This window comes from Kitasatospora sp. NPDC053308 (assembly GCF_055585785.1).
Map to the genome: position 1 here is coordinate 531,056 of NZ_JBVJJY010000004.1, position 15,392 is coordinate 546,447.

The 15,392-nt window shown below is 75.2% G+C and carries 15 protein-coding genes and 1 pseudogene; 9 read left to right on the forward strand and 7 right to left on the reverse strand.

Features of this window, described 5'->3' with window-relative positions:
- Positions 1-34 precede the first annotated feature (34 nt).
- Positions 35-1,537, reverse strand: a complete 1,503-nt coding sequence (locus ACZ6Y7_RS13035; protein ID WP_465757957.1) for a glutamate synthase subunit beta — start codon at positions 1,535-1,537, stop codon at positions 35-37.
- A 230-nt stretch (positions 1,538-1,767) separates the two neighbouring features.
- On the opposite strand from ACZ6Y7_RS13035, the gene ACZ6Y7_RS13040 reads away from it, so the two are divergent.
- Both ACZ6Y7_RS13040 and ACZ6Y7_RS13045 read left to right on the forward strand, forming a co-directional pair.
- Positions 1,768-2,448, forward strand: a complete 681-nt coding sequence (locus ACZ6Y7_RS13040; protein ID WP_465757958.1) for a response regulator transcription factor — start codon at positions 1,768-1,770, stop codon at positions 2,446-2,448.
- The gene (locus ACZ6Y7_RS13045) at positions 2,445-3,851 is read left to right on the forward strand and encodes a HAMP domain-containing sensor histidine kinase (protein WP_465757959.1); all 1,407 of its coding nucleotides are present in this window, start codon (positions 2,445-2,447) and stop codon (positions 3,849-3,851) included. Before ACZ6Y7_RS13040 ends, ACZ6Y7_RS13045 begins: the two co-directional genes overlap by 4 nt.
- Before the next feature lie 108 nt (positions 3,852-3,959).
- Here ACZ6Y7_RS13045 and ACZ6Y7_RS13050 read toward each other — a convergent pair.
- Positions 3,960-4,112: pseudogene (locus ACZ6Y7_RS13050) on the reverse strand (FTR1 family protein); the annotation flags it as partial.
- A 275-nt stretch (positions 4,113-4,387) separates the two neighbouring features.
- A complete protein-coding gene (locus ACZ6Y7_RS13055; protein WP_465757960.1) occupies positions 4,388-4,708 on the reverse strand; it encodes a hypothetical protein in 321 nt (106 codons plus the stop codon).
- Between the two features lie 408 nt (positions 4,709-5,116).
- Here ACZ6Y7_RS13055 and qcrB point away from each other — a divergent pair, with 408 nt between their 5' ends.
- Positions 5,117-6,739 carry a cytochrome bc1 complex cytochrome b subunit gene (gene qcrB, locus ACZ6Y7_RS13060; RefSeq protein ID WP_465758031.1) on the forward strand — a complete coding sequence of 541 codons (1,623 nt, stop codon included), beginning with the start codon at positions 5,117-5,119 and terminating at the stop codon, positions 6,737-6,739.
- Positions 6,740-6,825: 86 nt separating this feature from the next.
- On the opposite strand, the gene ACZ6Y7_RS13065 is transcribed toward qcrB, so the two are convergent.
- Positions 6,826-7,251, reverse strand: coding sequence for a hypothetical protein (locus ACZ6Y7_RS13065; RefSeq protein WP_465757961.1), 426 nt, complete (start codon positions 7,249-7,251; stop codon positions 6,826-6,828).
- A 346-nt stretch (positions 7,252-7,597) separates the two neighbouring features.
- Between ACZ6Y7_RS13065 and ACZ6Y7_RS13070 the strand changes: the two genes are divergently transcribed.
- Together ACZ6Y7_RS13070 and ACZ6Y7_RS13075 are read left to right on the forward strand one after the other, a co-directional pair.
- Positions 7,598-8,254: an NADPH-dependent F420 reductase gene (locus tag ACZ6Y7_RS13070; protein WP_465757962.1), complete on the forward strand. Its 657-nt coding sequence runs from the start codon at positions 7,598-7,600 to the stop codon at positions 8,252-8,254.
- Positions 8,255-8,381: 127 nt separating this feature from the next.
- A complete protein-coding gene (locus ACZ6Y7_RS13075) occupies positions 8,382-8,813 on the forward strand; it encodes a YchJ family protein (RefSeq protein ID WP_465757963.1) in 432 nt (143 codons plus the stop codon).
- Positions 8,814-8,851: 38 nt separating this feature from the next.
- Here the strand turns inward: ACZ6Y7_RS13075 and ACZ6Y7_RS13080 are convergent, their stop codons facing one another.
- Positions 8,852-9,880, reverse strand: coding sequence for a polysaccharide deacetylase family protein (locus ACZ6Y7_RS13080; protein WP_465757964.1), 1,029 nt, complete (start codon positions 9,878-9,880; stop codon positions 8,852-8,854).
- Between the two features lie 96 nt (positions 9,881-9,976).
- A complete protein-coding gene (locus ACZ6Y7_RS13085; protein WP_465757965.1) occupies positions 9,977-10,351 on the reverse strand; it encodes a hypothetical protein in 375 nt (124 codons plus the stop codon).
- A 157-nt stretch (positions 10,352-10,508) separates the two neighbouring features.
- Here ACZ6Y7_RS13085 and ACZ6Y7_RS13090 point away from each other — a divergent pair, with 157 nt between their 5' ends.
- On the forward strand, positions 10,509-11,048 hold the full coding sequence (locus ACZ6Y7_RS13090; protein ID WP_465757966.1) for a GNAT family N-acetyltransferase: 540 nt from the start codon (positions 10,509-10,511) through the stop codon (positions 11,046-11,048).
- 301 nt (positions 11,049-11,349) lie between these two features.
- On the opposite strand, the gene ACZ6Y7_RS13095 is transcribed toward ACZ6Y7_RS13090, so the two are convergent.
- A complete protein-coding gene (locus tag ACZ6Y7_RS13095) occupies positions 11,350-12,297 on the reverse strand; it encodes a carbohydrate kinase family protein (RefSeq protein WP_465757967.1) in 948 nt (315 codons plus the stop codon).
- 534 nt (positions 12,298-12,831) lie between these two features.
- On the opposite strand from ACZ6Y7_RS13095, the gene ACZ6Y7_RS13100 reads away from it, so the two are divergent.
- The 3 genes from ACZ6Y7_RS13100 to ACZ6Y7_RS13110 all read left to right on the forward strand — a co-directional run bounded on the left by ACZ6Y7_RS13100 (position 12,832) and on the right by ACZ6Y7_RS13110 (position 15,318).
- Complete coding sequence (locus ACZ6Y7_RS13100) at positions 12,832-14,235, forward strand: M1 family metallopeptidase (protein WP_465757968.1); 1,404 nt, start codon at positions 12,832-12,834, stop codon at positions 14,233-14,235.
- 234 nt (positions 14,236-14,469) lie between these two features.
- Complete coding sequence (locus ACZ6Y7_RS13105; protein ID WP_465757969.1) at positions 14,470-14,901, forward strand: nuclear transport factor 2 family protein; 432 nt, start codon at positions 14,470-14,472, stop codon at positions 14,899-14,901.
- 180 nt (positions 14,902-15,081) lie between these two features.
- Positions 15,082-15,318: a hypothetical protein gene (locus ACZ6Y7_RS13110; protein WP_465757970.1), complete on the forward strand. Its 237-nt coding sequence runs from the start codon at positions 15,082-15,084 to the stop codon at positions 15,316-15,318.
- Positions 15,319-15,392 lie beyond the last annotated feature (74 nt).

Genomic DNA, 15,392 nt, shown 5'->3' on the forward strand with positions numbered 1-15,392 from the left:
CCTCCCGCCCCGGCCCACCCCGGGCGGGCGGTCCTCACAGGGTGAGCGCCCGCGCCGACGCGTCGATCGGCGCCGGGAGTTCGGTCCACCCGCGCAGGTACCGGTCCACCGCCGCGGCGGCCGCCCGCCCCTCGGCGATCGCCCAGACGATGAGCGACTGTCCGCGCCCGGCGTCGCCCGCGACGAACACACCCTCCGCCCCGCCGGCGAAGCCGTCGTTCCTGGCCAGGGTGCCCTCCGGCCCGGTGGCGAGCCCGAGTTGGGCGTACAGCGGCTGGTCCGGCTCGGGCCCGGTGAAGCCCAGCGCGATCAGCGCCAGCTGCGCGGGCAGGCGCCGTTCGGTGCCCGCCCGCGGGCTGCGGTCGGCGGGGTCGGCCTCCGCGAACCGGACGGAGCCGAGCCGGCCGTCCGGCCCGGGCTCGAAGCCCACGGTGGCCGCCGCGAACACCCGCGGTCCGGCCGCCGCGGCGGCGGACGCCTCGTGCGAGGTGGTCTCCCGGTAGACCTTGGGATGGACGGGCCAGGGCTGACCGGGCGCCCGGCCCTGCGGCGGACGGGGGTTGATGTCCAGTTGGGTGACGGAGGCGGCGCGCTGGCGCAGCGCCGTGCCCAGGCAGTCGGCCGCGGTGTCCCCGCCGCCGACGATCACCACGTGGCGGCCCTCGGCGGAGACCGGCGAGGCCTGGCAGTCGCCCTCGTCCACCCGGTTCGCCCAGGTCAGGAACTCCATCGCCTGGTGCACGCCGGGCAGTTCACGCCCGGGCACCGGCAGCTCCCGGCGGGCGGTGGCCCCCACCGCGACCACCAGCGCGTCGTACCCGGCCCGCAGGTCCTCCCCCGGCACGTCCCGGCCGACCCACACCCCGGTGCGGAACGCGGTGCCCTCGGCCCGCAGCTGGTCGAGCCGGTGCTCCAGCCGGTGCTTCTCCAGCCGGAACGGCGGGATGCCGTAGCGCAGCAGTCCGCCGGCGCGGTCGGCCCGCTCGTAGACGGTCGTGGCGTGCCCGGCCCGGGTCAGCTGCTGGGCGGCGGCCAGCCCGGCCGGGCCGGATCCGATCACCGCGACCCGCCGCCCGCGGCCACCGGGGCCGTCGCCCCGATCAGCCGCGCCTTCGGGCCGAGGCGGCCGCGGCCCGTCCCACCCCTCGTCCCGGGCCCGGTCGGCGATCGCCAGCTCGACGTTCCTGATGGTCACCGCGGCGCCGTCGATCGCCAGCACGCAGGCGCTCTCGCAGGGCGCCGGGCAGAGCCGGCCGGTGAACTCCGGGAAGTTGTCGGTGGCCAGCAACCGGGCCGCCGCTGCCCGCCAGTCGGCCTCCGCCACCAGCCGGTTCCACTCCGGCACCAGGTTCCCCAACGGGCAGGCGCTGTGGCAGAACGGCAGTCCGCAGTCCATGCACCGCTCCGCCTGCCCGCCCACCACCGGCAGCAGCGGCCCCGGCCGGTAGACCTCCCGCCAGTCCGCCACCCGCTCGCGCGCGTCCCGCCGCGCCCGCTCCGCGCGCGGGGTGGTGAAGAAGGCCATCCGGTCTGCCATCGCGGCCTCCGGCAGGGCGTGCCGACACGGACCCGGCGGCCCACCCCGGCGGGCACGCCACCGTGTGGCCACGGTACGCCCGCGGCGCAGCACGCGAAAGCCGCAGCCGCACATCCCCCGGCCGACCACCTTCCCCCGCCGTCCCCCGGCCGACCCCGGCCCTCGCCATCCCCCGCTTCCCTCCCACCCCGCCCGAACCCGCTGTGAGCACGACAGGAAGAATCTCCGCCATGACGCACACCGTGCTGATCGCCGAGGACGACCGGGCCATCCGGGACTCCCTCACCCGCGCCCTGATGCTCGCCGGCTACCGGGTGCGGATCGCCGCCAACGGCACCCAGACCCTGGCCGTCCTCGCCGAGCAGCGCCCGGACGTCCTGCTGCTCGACGTGATGATGCCCGAGCCGGACGGCCTGGAGGTCTGCCGCCGACTGCGCGCCGCGGGCGACCGCACCCCGGTGCTGATGCTCACCGCCCGGGTCGAGGTCCCGGACCGGATCGCCGGCTTGGACGCCGGGGCCGACGACTACCTGGTCAAGCCCTTCGACGTGGACGAGCTGTTCGCCCGCCTGCGCGCCCTGCTGCGCCGCAACGGGCCCGCCCCCGCCACCGAGGTCCTGAACGTCGCCGACCTGCGGATCGAGCCGCCCGCCCGCCGGGTCTGGCGGGCCGGCCGGGAGCTGGAGCTGTCCCGCACCGAGTTCGACCTGCTGGAGCTGCTGGCCCGGCACGCCGGCGCCGTCCTCGACCAGGCGACCCTGTACGAGCAGATCTGGGGCTACGACTTCGGCCCGGGCTCGAAGAACCTCGCCGTCTTCATCGGCTACCTGCGCCGCAAGGTCGACCGCCCCGGGCTGGTCCCGCTGATCCACACCGTCCGCGGCGTCGGCTACACGCTGCGCGAGTCGTGACCGGCCCGGTGCGCCGCCGCCGGCGGCTGCCGCGCCCGGGCCTGCACGCCACCCTCTCGCTCGCCTTCGCCGCGATCGCCGCACTGGTCGCCGTGCTGATCGGCGCCCTGGGCTACCACGCCGCCGCCCGGCTGATCCGCGACGACGAGACCGCCGACTTCACCGCGGCCGTCGAGTCCGTCCACCGCCAGGTCGCGCTGGAGACCCTCTACCCGGGCGACTTCGCCGGCCCCAGCGGACTGAGCGACGACCTGCTGCGCCCGATCCGGGTGACCTCCCAGGCGCTCGACCCGGACGCCCGGGTGCTCCCCGGCACCGCCCGGCTCGATCTGGCGACGACCCCCGCCGACCGCGAGCTGGCCAGGTCCGAGGAGCCCGGCCGCACCGCGACGGGGCTCCGCCGGCAGCACGGCGACACCCTCCGGGTCGGCGTGGTCTCGCTCGGCGGCCGCCGCGGCGCGGTCCAGATCGTCCAGCAGGTCGGCCCCACCGAGAAGCTGCTGGCCGCCCTGCGGCTGCGCACCGCGGTGCTGGTGGCGATCGTCGGCGTGGTCGCGGGAGGCGCCGGCTGGCTGCTCGCCCGGTGGATCTCGCGCCGACTGGTCCGCCTCACCGCCGCGGCCGAACTGGTGGCCGCGAGCGGCCGGTTGGACGTGCCGGTGCCCGCCGCCGGGACGGACGAGGTGGGCCGGCTCGGCCGGGCCTTCGAGCGGATGCTGGTCAGACTGGCGACCGCCAAGGAGAACCAGCGCCGCCTCGTCCAGGACGCGGGGCACGAGCTGCGCACCCCGCTGACCAGCCTGCGCACCAACCTCGCCGTGCTCCCCGCCGCGGACCGACTGCCGCCCGCCGAGCGCGCCGCGCTGATGACCGATCTGACCGACGAGGCCCGGGAGTTGACCCAGCTGGTGGAGGAGCTGGTGGCACTCGCCGCGGACCGCAGGGCGGACGAGCAGCGGACCGAGGTGGCGCTGGCCGAGGTGGTCCGCGGGGCCGCCGCCCAGGCCCGGCGGCGCAGCGACCGGGAGATCCTGGTGGACGCGGACGACACCGTGGTCACCGCCCGTCCGGACGCGCTGGCCCGGGCGGTCGGCAACCTGCTGGACAACGCCGCCAAGTTCGACCCGGCCGGAGCGGGCCCGATCGAGGTGGTGGTGCGCGGGCCACGGGTGGAGGTGCGCGACCGCGGGCCGGGCATCGACGCGGCCGACCTCGACCGGGTCTTCGACCGCTTCTACCGGGCCACCGCCGCCCGCAGCCTGCCCGGTTCGGGGCTGGGCCTGGCGATCGTGCACGAGGTGGCCCGCTCCCACGGCGGCACCGCCTTCGCCGGCAACCGCGAGGGCGGCGGCGCGGTGATCGGCTTCACCCTCGGCCTCCCCGGCCCCGCCCCCGGCGGCTGAGACCACGGTCTGCGGCCGGTGCGGGCAGCCGTCGGGGCTCGGGCTCCACGCTCACACCGACGCCGGCAGCCCCCGCCCCAGCCGGTCCGCGTCGTCCTTCACTCCCGGCAGCACCGCGCCGAAGCTCAGGCTGAGCGCGAGGGCCGCCGCGACGCCGGTCCAGAGCCGCGGCAACCGCTCCCTCCGCTCGGCCCGGACGAGCGCGGCGACCAGGATCGACACGATCAGTCCGGCTTCCAGGCCCTCGCGCAGCCCGATCAGGAAGCTGGGAAACGCCTCGTCCCATGTGCAGCGGGCTCCTCCCCCGGGTCGCCCCGGCCCGTCACCTGTCCCCGCCCCGCCCCGGCGCGGTGGCGGCGGAGCGGCACAGCCGAGCGCCCCGGACCTCGTGGTCCAGGGCGCTCAGGCTTGGCTTAGGCAAACCTTAGGCCGCGCCGGTCAACCGCCCCCCGCTTCCGGTAAGGGTTCGGTAGGGAAACCCGGGGCCCGGTCCGGAGGCCCCACCGGGCCGGACCGGCCTCAGCGGGTGCGGCGGGTCACCCCCACCACTGCTCGGGCACCGGGTCCGGCCCGGCCGGGACGACCACCCGTTCGGCGCAGCGCACCAGCAGGTCGCCCGTCTCCGACTCGGCGACCAGGTAGCCGCACTCGCGCAGCACGAGGGCGGCCGCGCCGCTCATCGCCGCGCGCGCCTCCGGAGTGGGCCGAGCGTCCGGGTCTCCGTCCGTCGTCCAGCCGACCACCACACCCTCGGGGTGATGGCCGATCCACAGCGGTGAGGGACCGGGCGCGGTGTCGAACCCGGCGCGGGCCAGGGCCCGGGTGACGTTCTCGAGGAGTTCACGGTGATCCACCATTGGCGCAGCGTAGGCCGTGGACCGCGCGACCTCCGGGTGCGGCGCGCGCCGACACGGCCCAGCGGCACCCGAGCGCAGCATCGACCCGGTTGGGCCGAGCGGGGGCCAGCCGATCGGGCGTCAGCGACCCCCGTCCGGCCCGACACGCGCGGCCGGACGGGCCGATGGACGTGCACAGTCGGCCCCCTGCCGACAGCATGACAGAGTAAGCGCTCCATCACCCTGAGCAACGAGTCCTGCGGGCCGGCCCGGTCCGCGCGCCGGTCCGACCGGCGGACCCGTATCGAGAGGTCCCATGATCACAACACTTCGCCGGCCGGCGTTCCCGCCGACGGGGCCCCAGCACGGCACGCCGAGGACGCCGGGGAGCCCGTCGTGAGAACCGACCAGCAGTCGCAGCCGGGACCGGTGACCAGCACGCGCGCCAAGCCCGCGAACAAGGCCGAGGCCCTCGCCGACTGGACCGACGGACGGCTCGGCATCTACTCCCTGGCCAAGGCCAACCTGCGCAAGATCTTCCCGGACCACTGGTCCTTCATGCTGGGCGAGGTCGCGCTCTACACCTTCGTCATCATCATCCTGACCGGCGTCTGGCTGACCCTCTTCTTCAACCCGAGCATGGGCGAGGTCGTCTACGACGGCTCCTACGTCCCGCTCAAGGGCATCCCGATGTCGGAGGCCTACGCCTCCACGATCAACATCAGCTTCGAGGTCCGCGGCGGCCTGCTGATGCGCCAGATCCACCACTGGGCGGCCGTCGTCTTCATCGCCTCGATGCTGACGCACATGCTGCGCGTCTTCTTCACCGGCGCGTTCCGCAAGCCGCGCGAGATCAACTGGATCTTCGGGGCGCTGCTGCTGTTCCTCGGCATGTTCGACGGCTTCATGGGCTACTCGCTCCCGGACGACCTGCTCTCGGGTACGGGCATCCGCTTCATGGAGGGCGCCATCCTGGCCGTCCCGATCGTCGGCACCTACCTGCAGTTCTTCATCTTCGGCGGCGAGTTCCCCGGCCACGACATCATCCCGCGGCTGTTCACCGTCCACATCCTGCTGATCCCGGGCGTCATGGTGGGCCTGCTCGCGGCGCACCTGATCCTGGTCTTCTACCACAAGCACACCCAGTTCGCCGGGCCAGGCCGGACCAACGACAACGTGGTCGGCATGCCCCTGCTGCCGGTCTACACGGCCAAGGCCGGCGGCTTCTTCTTCCTGGTCTTCGGCGTGGTCGCGTTCATGTCGGCGATCGCCACGATCAACCCGATCTGGGCGTACGGCCCGTACCGTCCGGACCAGGTGTCCACGGACGCCCAGCCGGACTGGTACATGGGCTTCTCCGAGGGCCTGATCCGCGTCATGCCGGGCTGGGAGATCAGCGTCTGGGGCGGCCACACCCTGAACCTCGGGGTGTTCATCCCGCTGGTGGTCTTCCCGACCGTGCTGATGGCCATCTGGTTCTGGCCGTTCCTGGAGGCCTGGGTCACCGGGGACCGCGGCGAGCACCACATCGCCGACCGCCCGCGCAACGCCCCGGTCCGGACGGCCTTCGGCGTGGCCTGGATGGGCCTCTACCTGATCCTGCTGGCAGGCGGCGGCAACGACCTGCTGGCCACGCACTTCCACCTGTCGATCAACGCGATCACCTACGCGGTGCGGGCCGGCTTCTTCGCGCTGCCGGTGGTGCTCTTCGTGATCACCAAGCGGTGGTGCCTCGGCCTGCAGCGGCGGGACAAGGAGAAGGTGCTGCACGGCCGGGAGACCGGCGTCATCAAGCGGCTCCAGCACGGCGAGTTCATCGAGATCCACGAACCGCTGCCGCAGGGCCGGCTCTACACCCTCACCTCGCACGAGCAGCCCCAGCCGACGGTCCTGCCGGCAGAGGTGGACGAGAACGGCGTGGTCCGCAAGGCCGGGCTGTGGACCCGCACCCGGGTGAAGCTGTCCCGCGGCTTCTACGGCCAGGGCAGCCAGATCGCCAAGCCCACGGCCGAGGAGCACGCGGAGGTCACCAGCGGCCACGGCCACCACTGACCCGACCTCGGGCACCACGAGGGCCCGCTGCGCCGGCAACGGCACAGCGGGCCCCCGTCGTCCGTACCGGCCGCACGGCCCCCGGGTCAGCCCCGGAGGGCGGCGGGGACGACGGCGAACAGTGCCGCCGCCACGGTGACGCAGAGGCAGAGCGCCGCCCAGCGGGTGCAGATCCGACGGCACTCGGCGCGGTAGCGGGCGGCCAGGCGGCGGCAGCGCTCCACCGCGCGGTCCACGACCCCCTCGGCGTAGCGCAGCCGGTCCGCGGTGTAGGCCTGTTCGAGGGCCTCCCGCTCGGCGGTCGGCAGCCAGGGGAACCGCGCGGCGAAGGCCCGGGCGTCGCGCTCGGCCGCCGCGACCTCCGCCTCCCAGGCCAGGAAGCCCTCGATCCGGGCGAATTCCACCCGGGAGTCCATCCGCGCGCCCTCGCGGGAGTCCTCCCGGGAGGCGCTGCCGGCGGGTCCGCCCTGGCGGGGGTTCCGCGCTCTCGGCGGGCGCTGTCTGCCACCCATGACCGCTCCTGGTGTCGAGTCGTCCGGCCTGGTAGGCCGTGCGGGAGTTGGCTCTGCGGCGCATCGCTCCGCAACCAGGCAACTACTATCAGTGACGAACGAGGGGTGCGGGGCGACTCGCCGGGCCCGCGCGCAACACGGCCACGTCGCCACGTCGGCGCGGCCGACGCGACGGGTGGCCGTCACGCTCCTCCCGCGGTGGCCCGACCGCCGCCGCGGTCGCGGTGGTCGCCATCGAGACCGGGACGTGATCCGGAAAGTCCGACCGGACCGACGCACCGTCAACTATGGTCGTCGCGACCCGCTCCACCGGGGGCGGATCGACCGCCGACGAAACGGGGAAACGGTGCGCATCGGAATCATCGGCACGGGTGTGGTCGGGCAGACGCTGGGCGACAAGCTGGTCTCGCTCGGCCACCAGGTGACGCTGGGCTCCCGCAGCAAGGACAACGAGAAGGGGCCGGCCTGGGCCGCGCAGGCCGGCCCCGACGCCCACGCCGGGACGTTCGCCGACGCGGCCGCCTTCGGCGAGGTGGTGCTGAACGCCACCGGCGGGACGGTCGCCCTGGCCGCCCTGCAGGCGGCCGGCGCGGAGCACCTCGCGGGGAAGCTGCTGATCGACGTCTCCAACCCGCTGGTCTTCGGGCCCGAGGGGCAGCTCACCCTCGACCCGGTGAACACCGACAGCGTCGGGGAGCGGATCCAGCGCGCGTTCCCCGAGGCCCGGGTGGTCAAGACGCTCAACACCGTCAACTGCGAGGTGATGGTGGAGCCCGGCCTGCTGTCCGGCGAGCACAACCTCTTTGTGGCCGGCGACGACGCGGCGGCCAAGGCCGAGGCGGTCGCGCTGCTCGGCACCTTCGGCTGGCCGGCCGAGTGGATTATCGACCTCGGGGACATCTCGGGCGCCCGGGCGATGGAGATGATGATGCCGTTCTGGCTCCGGATGATGCGGCACTTCGGCGACGCCCGGTTCAACTATGCGTTCCGGCGCCCCGCGTAGCGCATCCGGGCCCGCACCCGACCGGTACGGCCCCGGGCCCGCCCCTTCGGTGCGCCGAAGGGGCGGGCCCGTGTTCTCCGGGGACCGGGCGACGGGGGCCGGTGCCGGGTGGGGGAGAATGGACGGCATGTCCCGACGTCGTCCCGCGCCCCGCACCGCCGCTCCGCGGCTGCTGCCCTCCTCGCCGTGCCCGTGCGGCCTGTCCGCCGCCTACGGCGACTGCTGCGGCCGGCTGCACCGCGGCCAGGCGGCCGCCACCACCGCCGAGTCCCTGATGCGCTCCCGGTTCAGCGCCTTCGTCGCCCAGGACGAGGCGTACCTGCTGCGCACCTGGCACCCGGACACCCGGCCCGCCGAGGTCGACTTCGACCCGGCCCTGCGCTGGACCCGGCTGGAGGTGGTCTCCACCAGCGAGGGCGGCGCGTTCCACGCCGCGGGCACGGTCGCCTTCCGGGCGCACTGGACCGAGGACGGCCAGGAGGGCGTGCTCACCGAGCACAGCCGCTTCGTGCGGCACGAGGGCGCCTGGGTGTACCTGGACGCCCTCTCGCTCGGCTGAGCCGCTCCCCGGCGCGGGCCACGCCGGCGCGGCCCGCGCTACAGGTAGTCGTCGAGGCGCGCCAGGGAGAAGCCGGCCGCGGTGACGTCGTTGACCACCTTGCGCAGCAGGTCCGGCATCGAGGCCTTCCAGATATCGGTGCCCCGGAAGTGGGTGAGGATGATGTCGCCCGGGTGCAGCTGCCGGTCGTCGTAGCGCCACTCCATGTGGTCCGGGAAGGCCTCCTCGTTCCACAGCGGCACCGCCTGCACCCCGCAGGAGGCGGCCGCGCGCAGCGTGGTGTCGTTGTACTCGCCGTACGGCGGCCGGAACAGCCGGGGGCGGACGCCGATCTGCTGCTCCAGCTGGTCCTGCTGGTCGCAGATCTCCCGGCGCTGGGTCTCGTAGTCCAGGACCTTCAGGTTGCGGTGGTTGATCGTGTGGTTGTTGATCTCCACGCCCTGGGCGTGCATGTCCCGGAAGTAGCCGTAGTTCTCGCGCACCAGGTAGTCGGACACGAAGGCGCTGTACGGGATCCCGAGTTCCGAGGCCATCCTGGTGAACTCGGGGTCCTTCTCCGCCCCGTCGTCGACGGTCAGGAAGACCACCTTGTCGTCGGTCGGCACCCGGTAGACCACCGGCGGGCGGCCGTCGGCGAGCTTGACGCCCTGGACCGGGGTGAGGTGGGACCGGGTCGCCGGGCGCGGCGGGGCCTTCAGCGGCGGGCGCTCCAGGCCCCAGCGCTGCGCCGTCTCCAGCGCGGTCCGGACGGCCGCCTCCTGCCGGGCGACGGCCTCGCTGCTGGTCTCCTCCTCCTGCCGGGCCAGGCCGGGCAGCAGCGGCGGAGCAGCCGGCGGGCGGCCCGCACCGCGGTCGGCGGCCTCCGGTGCCCCGACGGCCTCGGCGGCGGGCGCCGCGCCCGCCTTGGCCGGGGCGGCCTTCGGGGTGGCGGGTCCGGCCGGGCCGGCACAGCCGGCGAGGGCGGCGGAGAGGCAGACGCCGGCCAGCAGGCCGGTCCGTACGCCGTTCCGACGCGTCTGACTCCCCCTCAGACCCCCATTATTCAGACAATCTGATGGTCTATCCATAGCTGCACTGCTCCCCCGCCGCGCACCCCCGCCAATCCCCCCATCACCCGCACGGGGCAACGGCACGCCGGACGCCGCGCCCCGGGCGGGCTCCCGTCACGAGCGCGGCACGGGGACGCCCGCGGCGCGGAGTCCGGCCTCGGTGAGCGCGGTCAGACGGGCCGAGACCGGGGCCCGGTCCCCGCGGTGGTTGTCGATCAGCCGGTCCTGGGTGGAGGCCCTGGACCAGGCCCGCCGACTGGTCGGGCCGCCCGGCAGCGCGGGGCCGGCGAGGCAGTGGTCGGCCACGGCGGTCGCGGGTTCCTCGATCCTCGGGTCGTCCGGCTCCCAGCTCTCCGCCTCCTGGCCGCGCCTGGCCAGGTCGACGAACCGGGGGTCCGCGAGCCGGAGTTCCAGCGGGGACAGGACGTCGTCGAAGCCCTCCGGCACCAGCGCCCCGGCCAGCACCAGGGCCTCGCGCCGCGCCGCCACGGGGCTGCGACGATGCCGCGGCCTGATCCTGCGGTCCGGCCGGTCCAGCCGGGCCGCCCGGCTGCGGGCGTCCTGAGCCCCGGTTCCCGGACGGCGCACGCCGGGTCCTCCGAAAACCGGTTGCCGGGGCGCGGCCGTGGAACGGATCATGCGGCGCATGACGAACACCGCGCCCCGCCGCTCCGACCGCTGGGCCGTCACCCCGGCCGATGTGACCGCACCCGAGGCCCTGGCGCTGCTGCGCGAGTACTACTACGACGTGGCCAACCGCTACTACCGCCTCCACCTCGGGCGGGAGGGCACCCCGGAGGAGCTGGAGACCGGGCTGGCCGACTCCCCCAGCGACGACCTCGCGGCCCCGCACGGCGTGTTCCTGCTCGGCCGCCACGACGGCGCCGCCCACTCCTGCGCGGGCCTGCGCCGGCTGGACGCCACGACCGTCGAGCTGACCCGCGTCTACGTCCGCCCCTCGCTGCGCGGCACCGGCGGCGGCGCCGCGCTGCTCGCCTCCGTCGACGAGGCCGCCCGCTCCCTCGGTGCCGAACGGATCGTCCTCGACACCCGGCTCGACCTGGTCGAGGCCCGCGCTCTCTACCTGCGGAACGGCTACCGGGAGATCCCGGCCTACAGCAGCGGCCCGTACGCGCAGATCTGGTACGGCAAGGAGCTCACCACCCCCGCACCGCAGGGCCGCTGAGCCGCGGCGAGGACCGCCCGGCGTCGGCTCCGCCCCGGCCTGCGCGGCGGCAGGGGCGTTCGCGCGCCCCTCGCCGGCCACTCCTGGAGCGGGGTCTCCTTCGGGTCCGGGCCCACCGGGGCGGCCTCGGCGGCTGCTTCGTGGACGGGATCACCGGGCAGCACCCGCCGCGGCTGCCGCGGCACACCTGGCCGGCGGAGGCCGCCGGCCGGGGTGGTCCGCGTCGAGGCGCCGGAGGGCTCGTCCGGCTCGAACTCGTCGGCCCGGGCGGGGCGGAGGCGGTCGCCGGGACGATCCGGGCCTACACCGCGTCGGCGGCGTCGGTCGAGGGCTCCCGGTCGTCCTCCCGGCCGTCTTCGAGGGCGGCCGCGAGCTCGGCGGCCGAGGGCGGGGCGGCGCCCGGCCGGGAGACGGTCAGCGCGGCGGCCGTCACCGCGTGGGTCAGGCAGGTCGGGAGGTCGGCGCCGGTCACGCGGGTGTGCAGGAACGCGGCCATGAAGGAGTCCCCGGCACCCACCGTGTCCGCGACCGCCACCGGCACGGCCGCCGCCTCGACGCGCTCGCCCCCGGTGGTGCGGGCGAACGCGCCCTCGCCGCCGAGGGTCACCGCGACCACCGAGGGGCCGAGGGCGAGCCAGCGCTCGGCGACGGCATCGGGCCGCTCCCCCGGATAGAGCCACGCCAGGTCCTCGTCGCTCGCCTTGACCAGGTCGCTCAGGGCCACGCAGTGCTCCACCCGGCGGACGGCCTCGGGCCGCTCGCCCATCAGCGCCGGGCGCACATTGGGGTCGTAGCTGATCGGTGCCCGCCCGCGCCACCGCTCCACCAGCGCCGACACGGTGGCGGCGCCGGGCTCGGTGACGGCGCCGATCGAGCCGAGGTGGATCGCGGCGGGCGCCTGCGCGAACTCCTCCTGCGCCGACGCGGTCGAGGGCAGCGTCCAAGTGATGTCGAAGGTGTAGCGGGCCCGGCCTTGCGGATCGAGCCGCACCACGGCCGAGGGCGTCCGCGCCACCTCGGCGGCCCGCACCCGGACACCCGCCGACTCCAGGTGCGCCCGGATCAGCCGGCCGTTGGCGTCCTGGCCCAGCTCGGTGAGCAGTGTGGCCGGACGGCCCAGCCGGGCCAGACCGTAGGCGACGTTGGCGGGGCTGCCGCCGGGGTGCACCCGGTCCGGGGCGCCGTCGGTCTGGACGATGTCCGCGACGCACTCGCCGATCACCAGGACGTGCGAAGCTGGGCTGGTCACGGCGGCTCCTGGCATCCGTACGGGGGCGTCGTCTCGGCTGCCAGCCTACGGGGTGCGTCCGCGCCCGGGGAGCGCCGGATCGGCACCGGGCATGAAAGTACGGCCGCCGGACCTGGCCAGGTTCTCCGACGGCCGTGGCCCCGTCCGTCAGGGGACGAAGCACTCCTGACGTTAGACCGGCTCCGGGGGCCGCGCCATCACCGTGGGCCGTCCGGGGGACGGCGGTGTGTCATCGGATCCCCCGGATCCCGCCGTCGGCCGCCCGGCGGTCGGCTGGCATCCGTGCGCGGTCCTCGTGCCCCGGGCGGCCCCCGCACCCGCTCCCGCTCGTGAATGCGGTGATCGATCTGTTCAGGCCCCGTGCCGGTCTCGTCCTGTCGCTGGGGCTCAGTGCGGTGCTGCTGTCCGCGAGCGTTCCGCCGGCCGGTGCCGTGGACGGGCTGGGCGATCCGGTGGTCCCCTCGCTCGGGAACACCGGGTACCGGGCGCTCGCCTACGACCTGGCCTTCGACTACCGGGCCCGACAGCCGTACCGTGGACGGCACCACCGTGATCACCGTCCGGCCCGACCGCAGGCTCGCCCGGCTGGAGCTGGACGCGCTCGGACCGGCCGTGCGCGCCGTGCGGGTCGACGGCCGCCCGGCGGCCTTCACGACCCACGACGAGAAACTGTCGATCAGCCCGGCCGAGGCGCTCCGGCCCGGAGCCGCAGCGGAGTTGACGGTCGAGTACACGGCCGATCCCCGGGCGAAGCTGCCGTACACGGGGTGGGTCCCGACCCCGGACGGCTTCGCGGTGGCCGGCCAGCCGCAGAGCGCGCACACCGTGTTCCCGAACAACGACCACCCGAGCGACAAGGCCCTGTCCACCATCGCGGTGACCGCGCCGGACGGCCTGCTGGGCGTGGCCAACGGGGAGTTGACGCGCACCGAGCGGCACGGCGACGGCCGCACCACCCGCCGGTACGCCTCCCGCCTGCCGATGGCCACCGAGCTGGTCCAGGTCTCGGTGGGCGACTACACCGTCCGCGAGCGCACCGGCCCGCACGGACTGCCGCTGCGCGACGTCGTCCCGAGTTCCCGCGCAGCCGGGCTGGAGCCCGCGCCGGCCCGCACCGAGGACCAACTCACCTGGGCCGAGGCGCACCTGGGGCCGTTCCCGTTCGAGGCGTGCGGCCTGCTGCCGGCGAACAGCGACGACCCGGACGCCTTCGCCTTCACCGGCCTGGAGACCCAGACGCTGACCCTCTACAAGCCGGGCTTCCTGCGCCGGCCGGAGCCCGAGACCGGCCCACACATGATGCACGAGCTGGTCCACTCCTGGTTCGGCGACAGCGTCTCCCCGGCCCGGTGGTCCGACCTCTGGCTGAACGAGGGCCACGCCGACTACTACGGCCTGCTGTGCCGCTACGACCGCGACTGGCCGGACACCCGGGGCAGCCGCACCCTCGCCGACCGGATGCGCTACCTCTACGGCCTCGGCGACCGGTTCCGCCACGACTCCGGGCCGGTCGCCGCCCCGAACGCCGCGAGCCTCTTCGACTCCCAGCGGTACACGGGCGGTGCGCTGGTGCTGTTCGCGCTGCGCGAGAAGGCGGGCGCGGACACCTTCGAGCGGATCGAGCGCATCTTCCTGGACCGGCACCGGACGGGAACGCGAGCACCGAGGACTACGTGCGCACCGCCTCCGAGGTGTCCGGGCAGGACCTCTCCGGGTTCCTCGGCACATGGCTGTACGGGCTGCGCACGCCGCCGATGCCGGGGCACCCGGACTGGACGGTACGGCCGGCCGGGGCGGCGGCGCCGCAGGACGGAGTCCGGGTGGCGGGCGGGGCGGGCGGGGCGCGCGGTTCCGGAACGCTCTGACGGCGCGACAGGAGGCAGGTGCCGCAAGCCCGGCGCGCCGTCGTACGTCCGGTCACCGCCCGCGCGCTGCTGACCGGCGGGGGCGGGGGACGCCATGGTGGTGCCCACGGCCCGCCCGCCGCCCGGCCTGAGTCCCGGTCGGCTCGCGGGCCGTCCAGGTTTTCGCGCGGGCGCCCTCCGCGTCCGGGCCCGCGCCCGCTGCCCGGCCCCTTCCCCCGTACCCCTGCTCCGACCGGATTTGTCAGTGGCCGCTGCTAGCGTTCCCGCACGATCGATGGACGGTCGGGAACGAACGGGGGTCCTTTCCATGGGTGTGGTCGAGCTGCGGCAGTTCGGCGTCGAGGTCTACGACCGTTGGACGGCGCTGTGGAACGGCGAGTTGGGGCTGGCCGAGGAGATCATGGCGCCCGACTTCACCCTGCGGTACACGCAGGCCGGGTCGGAGGTGTTCGACGAGGTGCGGACGCCGGCCGGGCTGGCCGAGGTGGTCCGGCAGTGGCGTGCCAAGCGGTCGGAGCTGCGCTTCGAGGCCGAGGGGGTCGCGGTGGTGGACGTGGAGGCGGTCGACGGCGTGGTGTCGGGACTGGTGTCCCGGCCGTACCTGGCGAGCTTCTCGGACGGCGAGGGCGGCGTGGTGGCGCGCAGCGGGACGGACACCCTGCGGATCGAGGACGGGCTGATAACCGAGGTGTGGTCGGTGTCCTCCGGGTCCGCCGGGCGGACGTTCTACCGGGCCTGACGCACGGCCGACCGGGTCGGGCGGCCCTGCCCGGCAGGGCCCGGCAGGGCAACGGCGGGACGCACGGCGGGGCACCGGCGGGACGCACGGCGGGGCGTACGACAGCGTACGGCCGGGTTCCGGGGCGGTGGGGCAGGGCCGCGCCCGTAACCCTTCCGGCGCAGTGTCGTTGGACCGGCCATGAAGAAGCGCAGCATGCTCGCCGTCGCCTCGCTCGCCGTGGGTGTCGTGGCCTCCCTGACCGCGCCGAGTGCGCACGCCAGCACCGTGGGCGGACAGGAGGGGCTGCCCGGGCCGCTGAACAGCGCGCCCGACGTGGTGCCCGGCCAGGTCGGCGACGCGGGTGGCGTCGTCGGGCATGCCACGGGATTCGTCACCGGGTCGGCGGACGGTCTGGTCGGGATCACCCCCGCGTAGCTCCGCCCCCGCGCCGCACGCCCCCCGGGGGCGGCCTGACGGAGGTCTCAGGCCGCCCCGGAGCAGTCGTACGG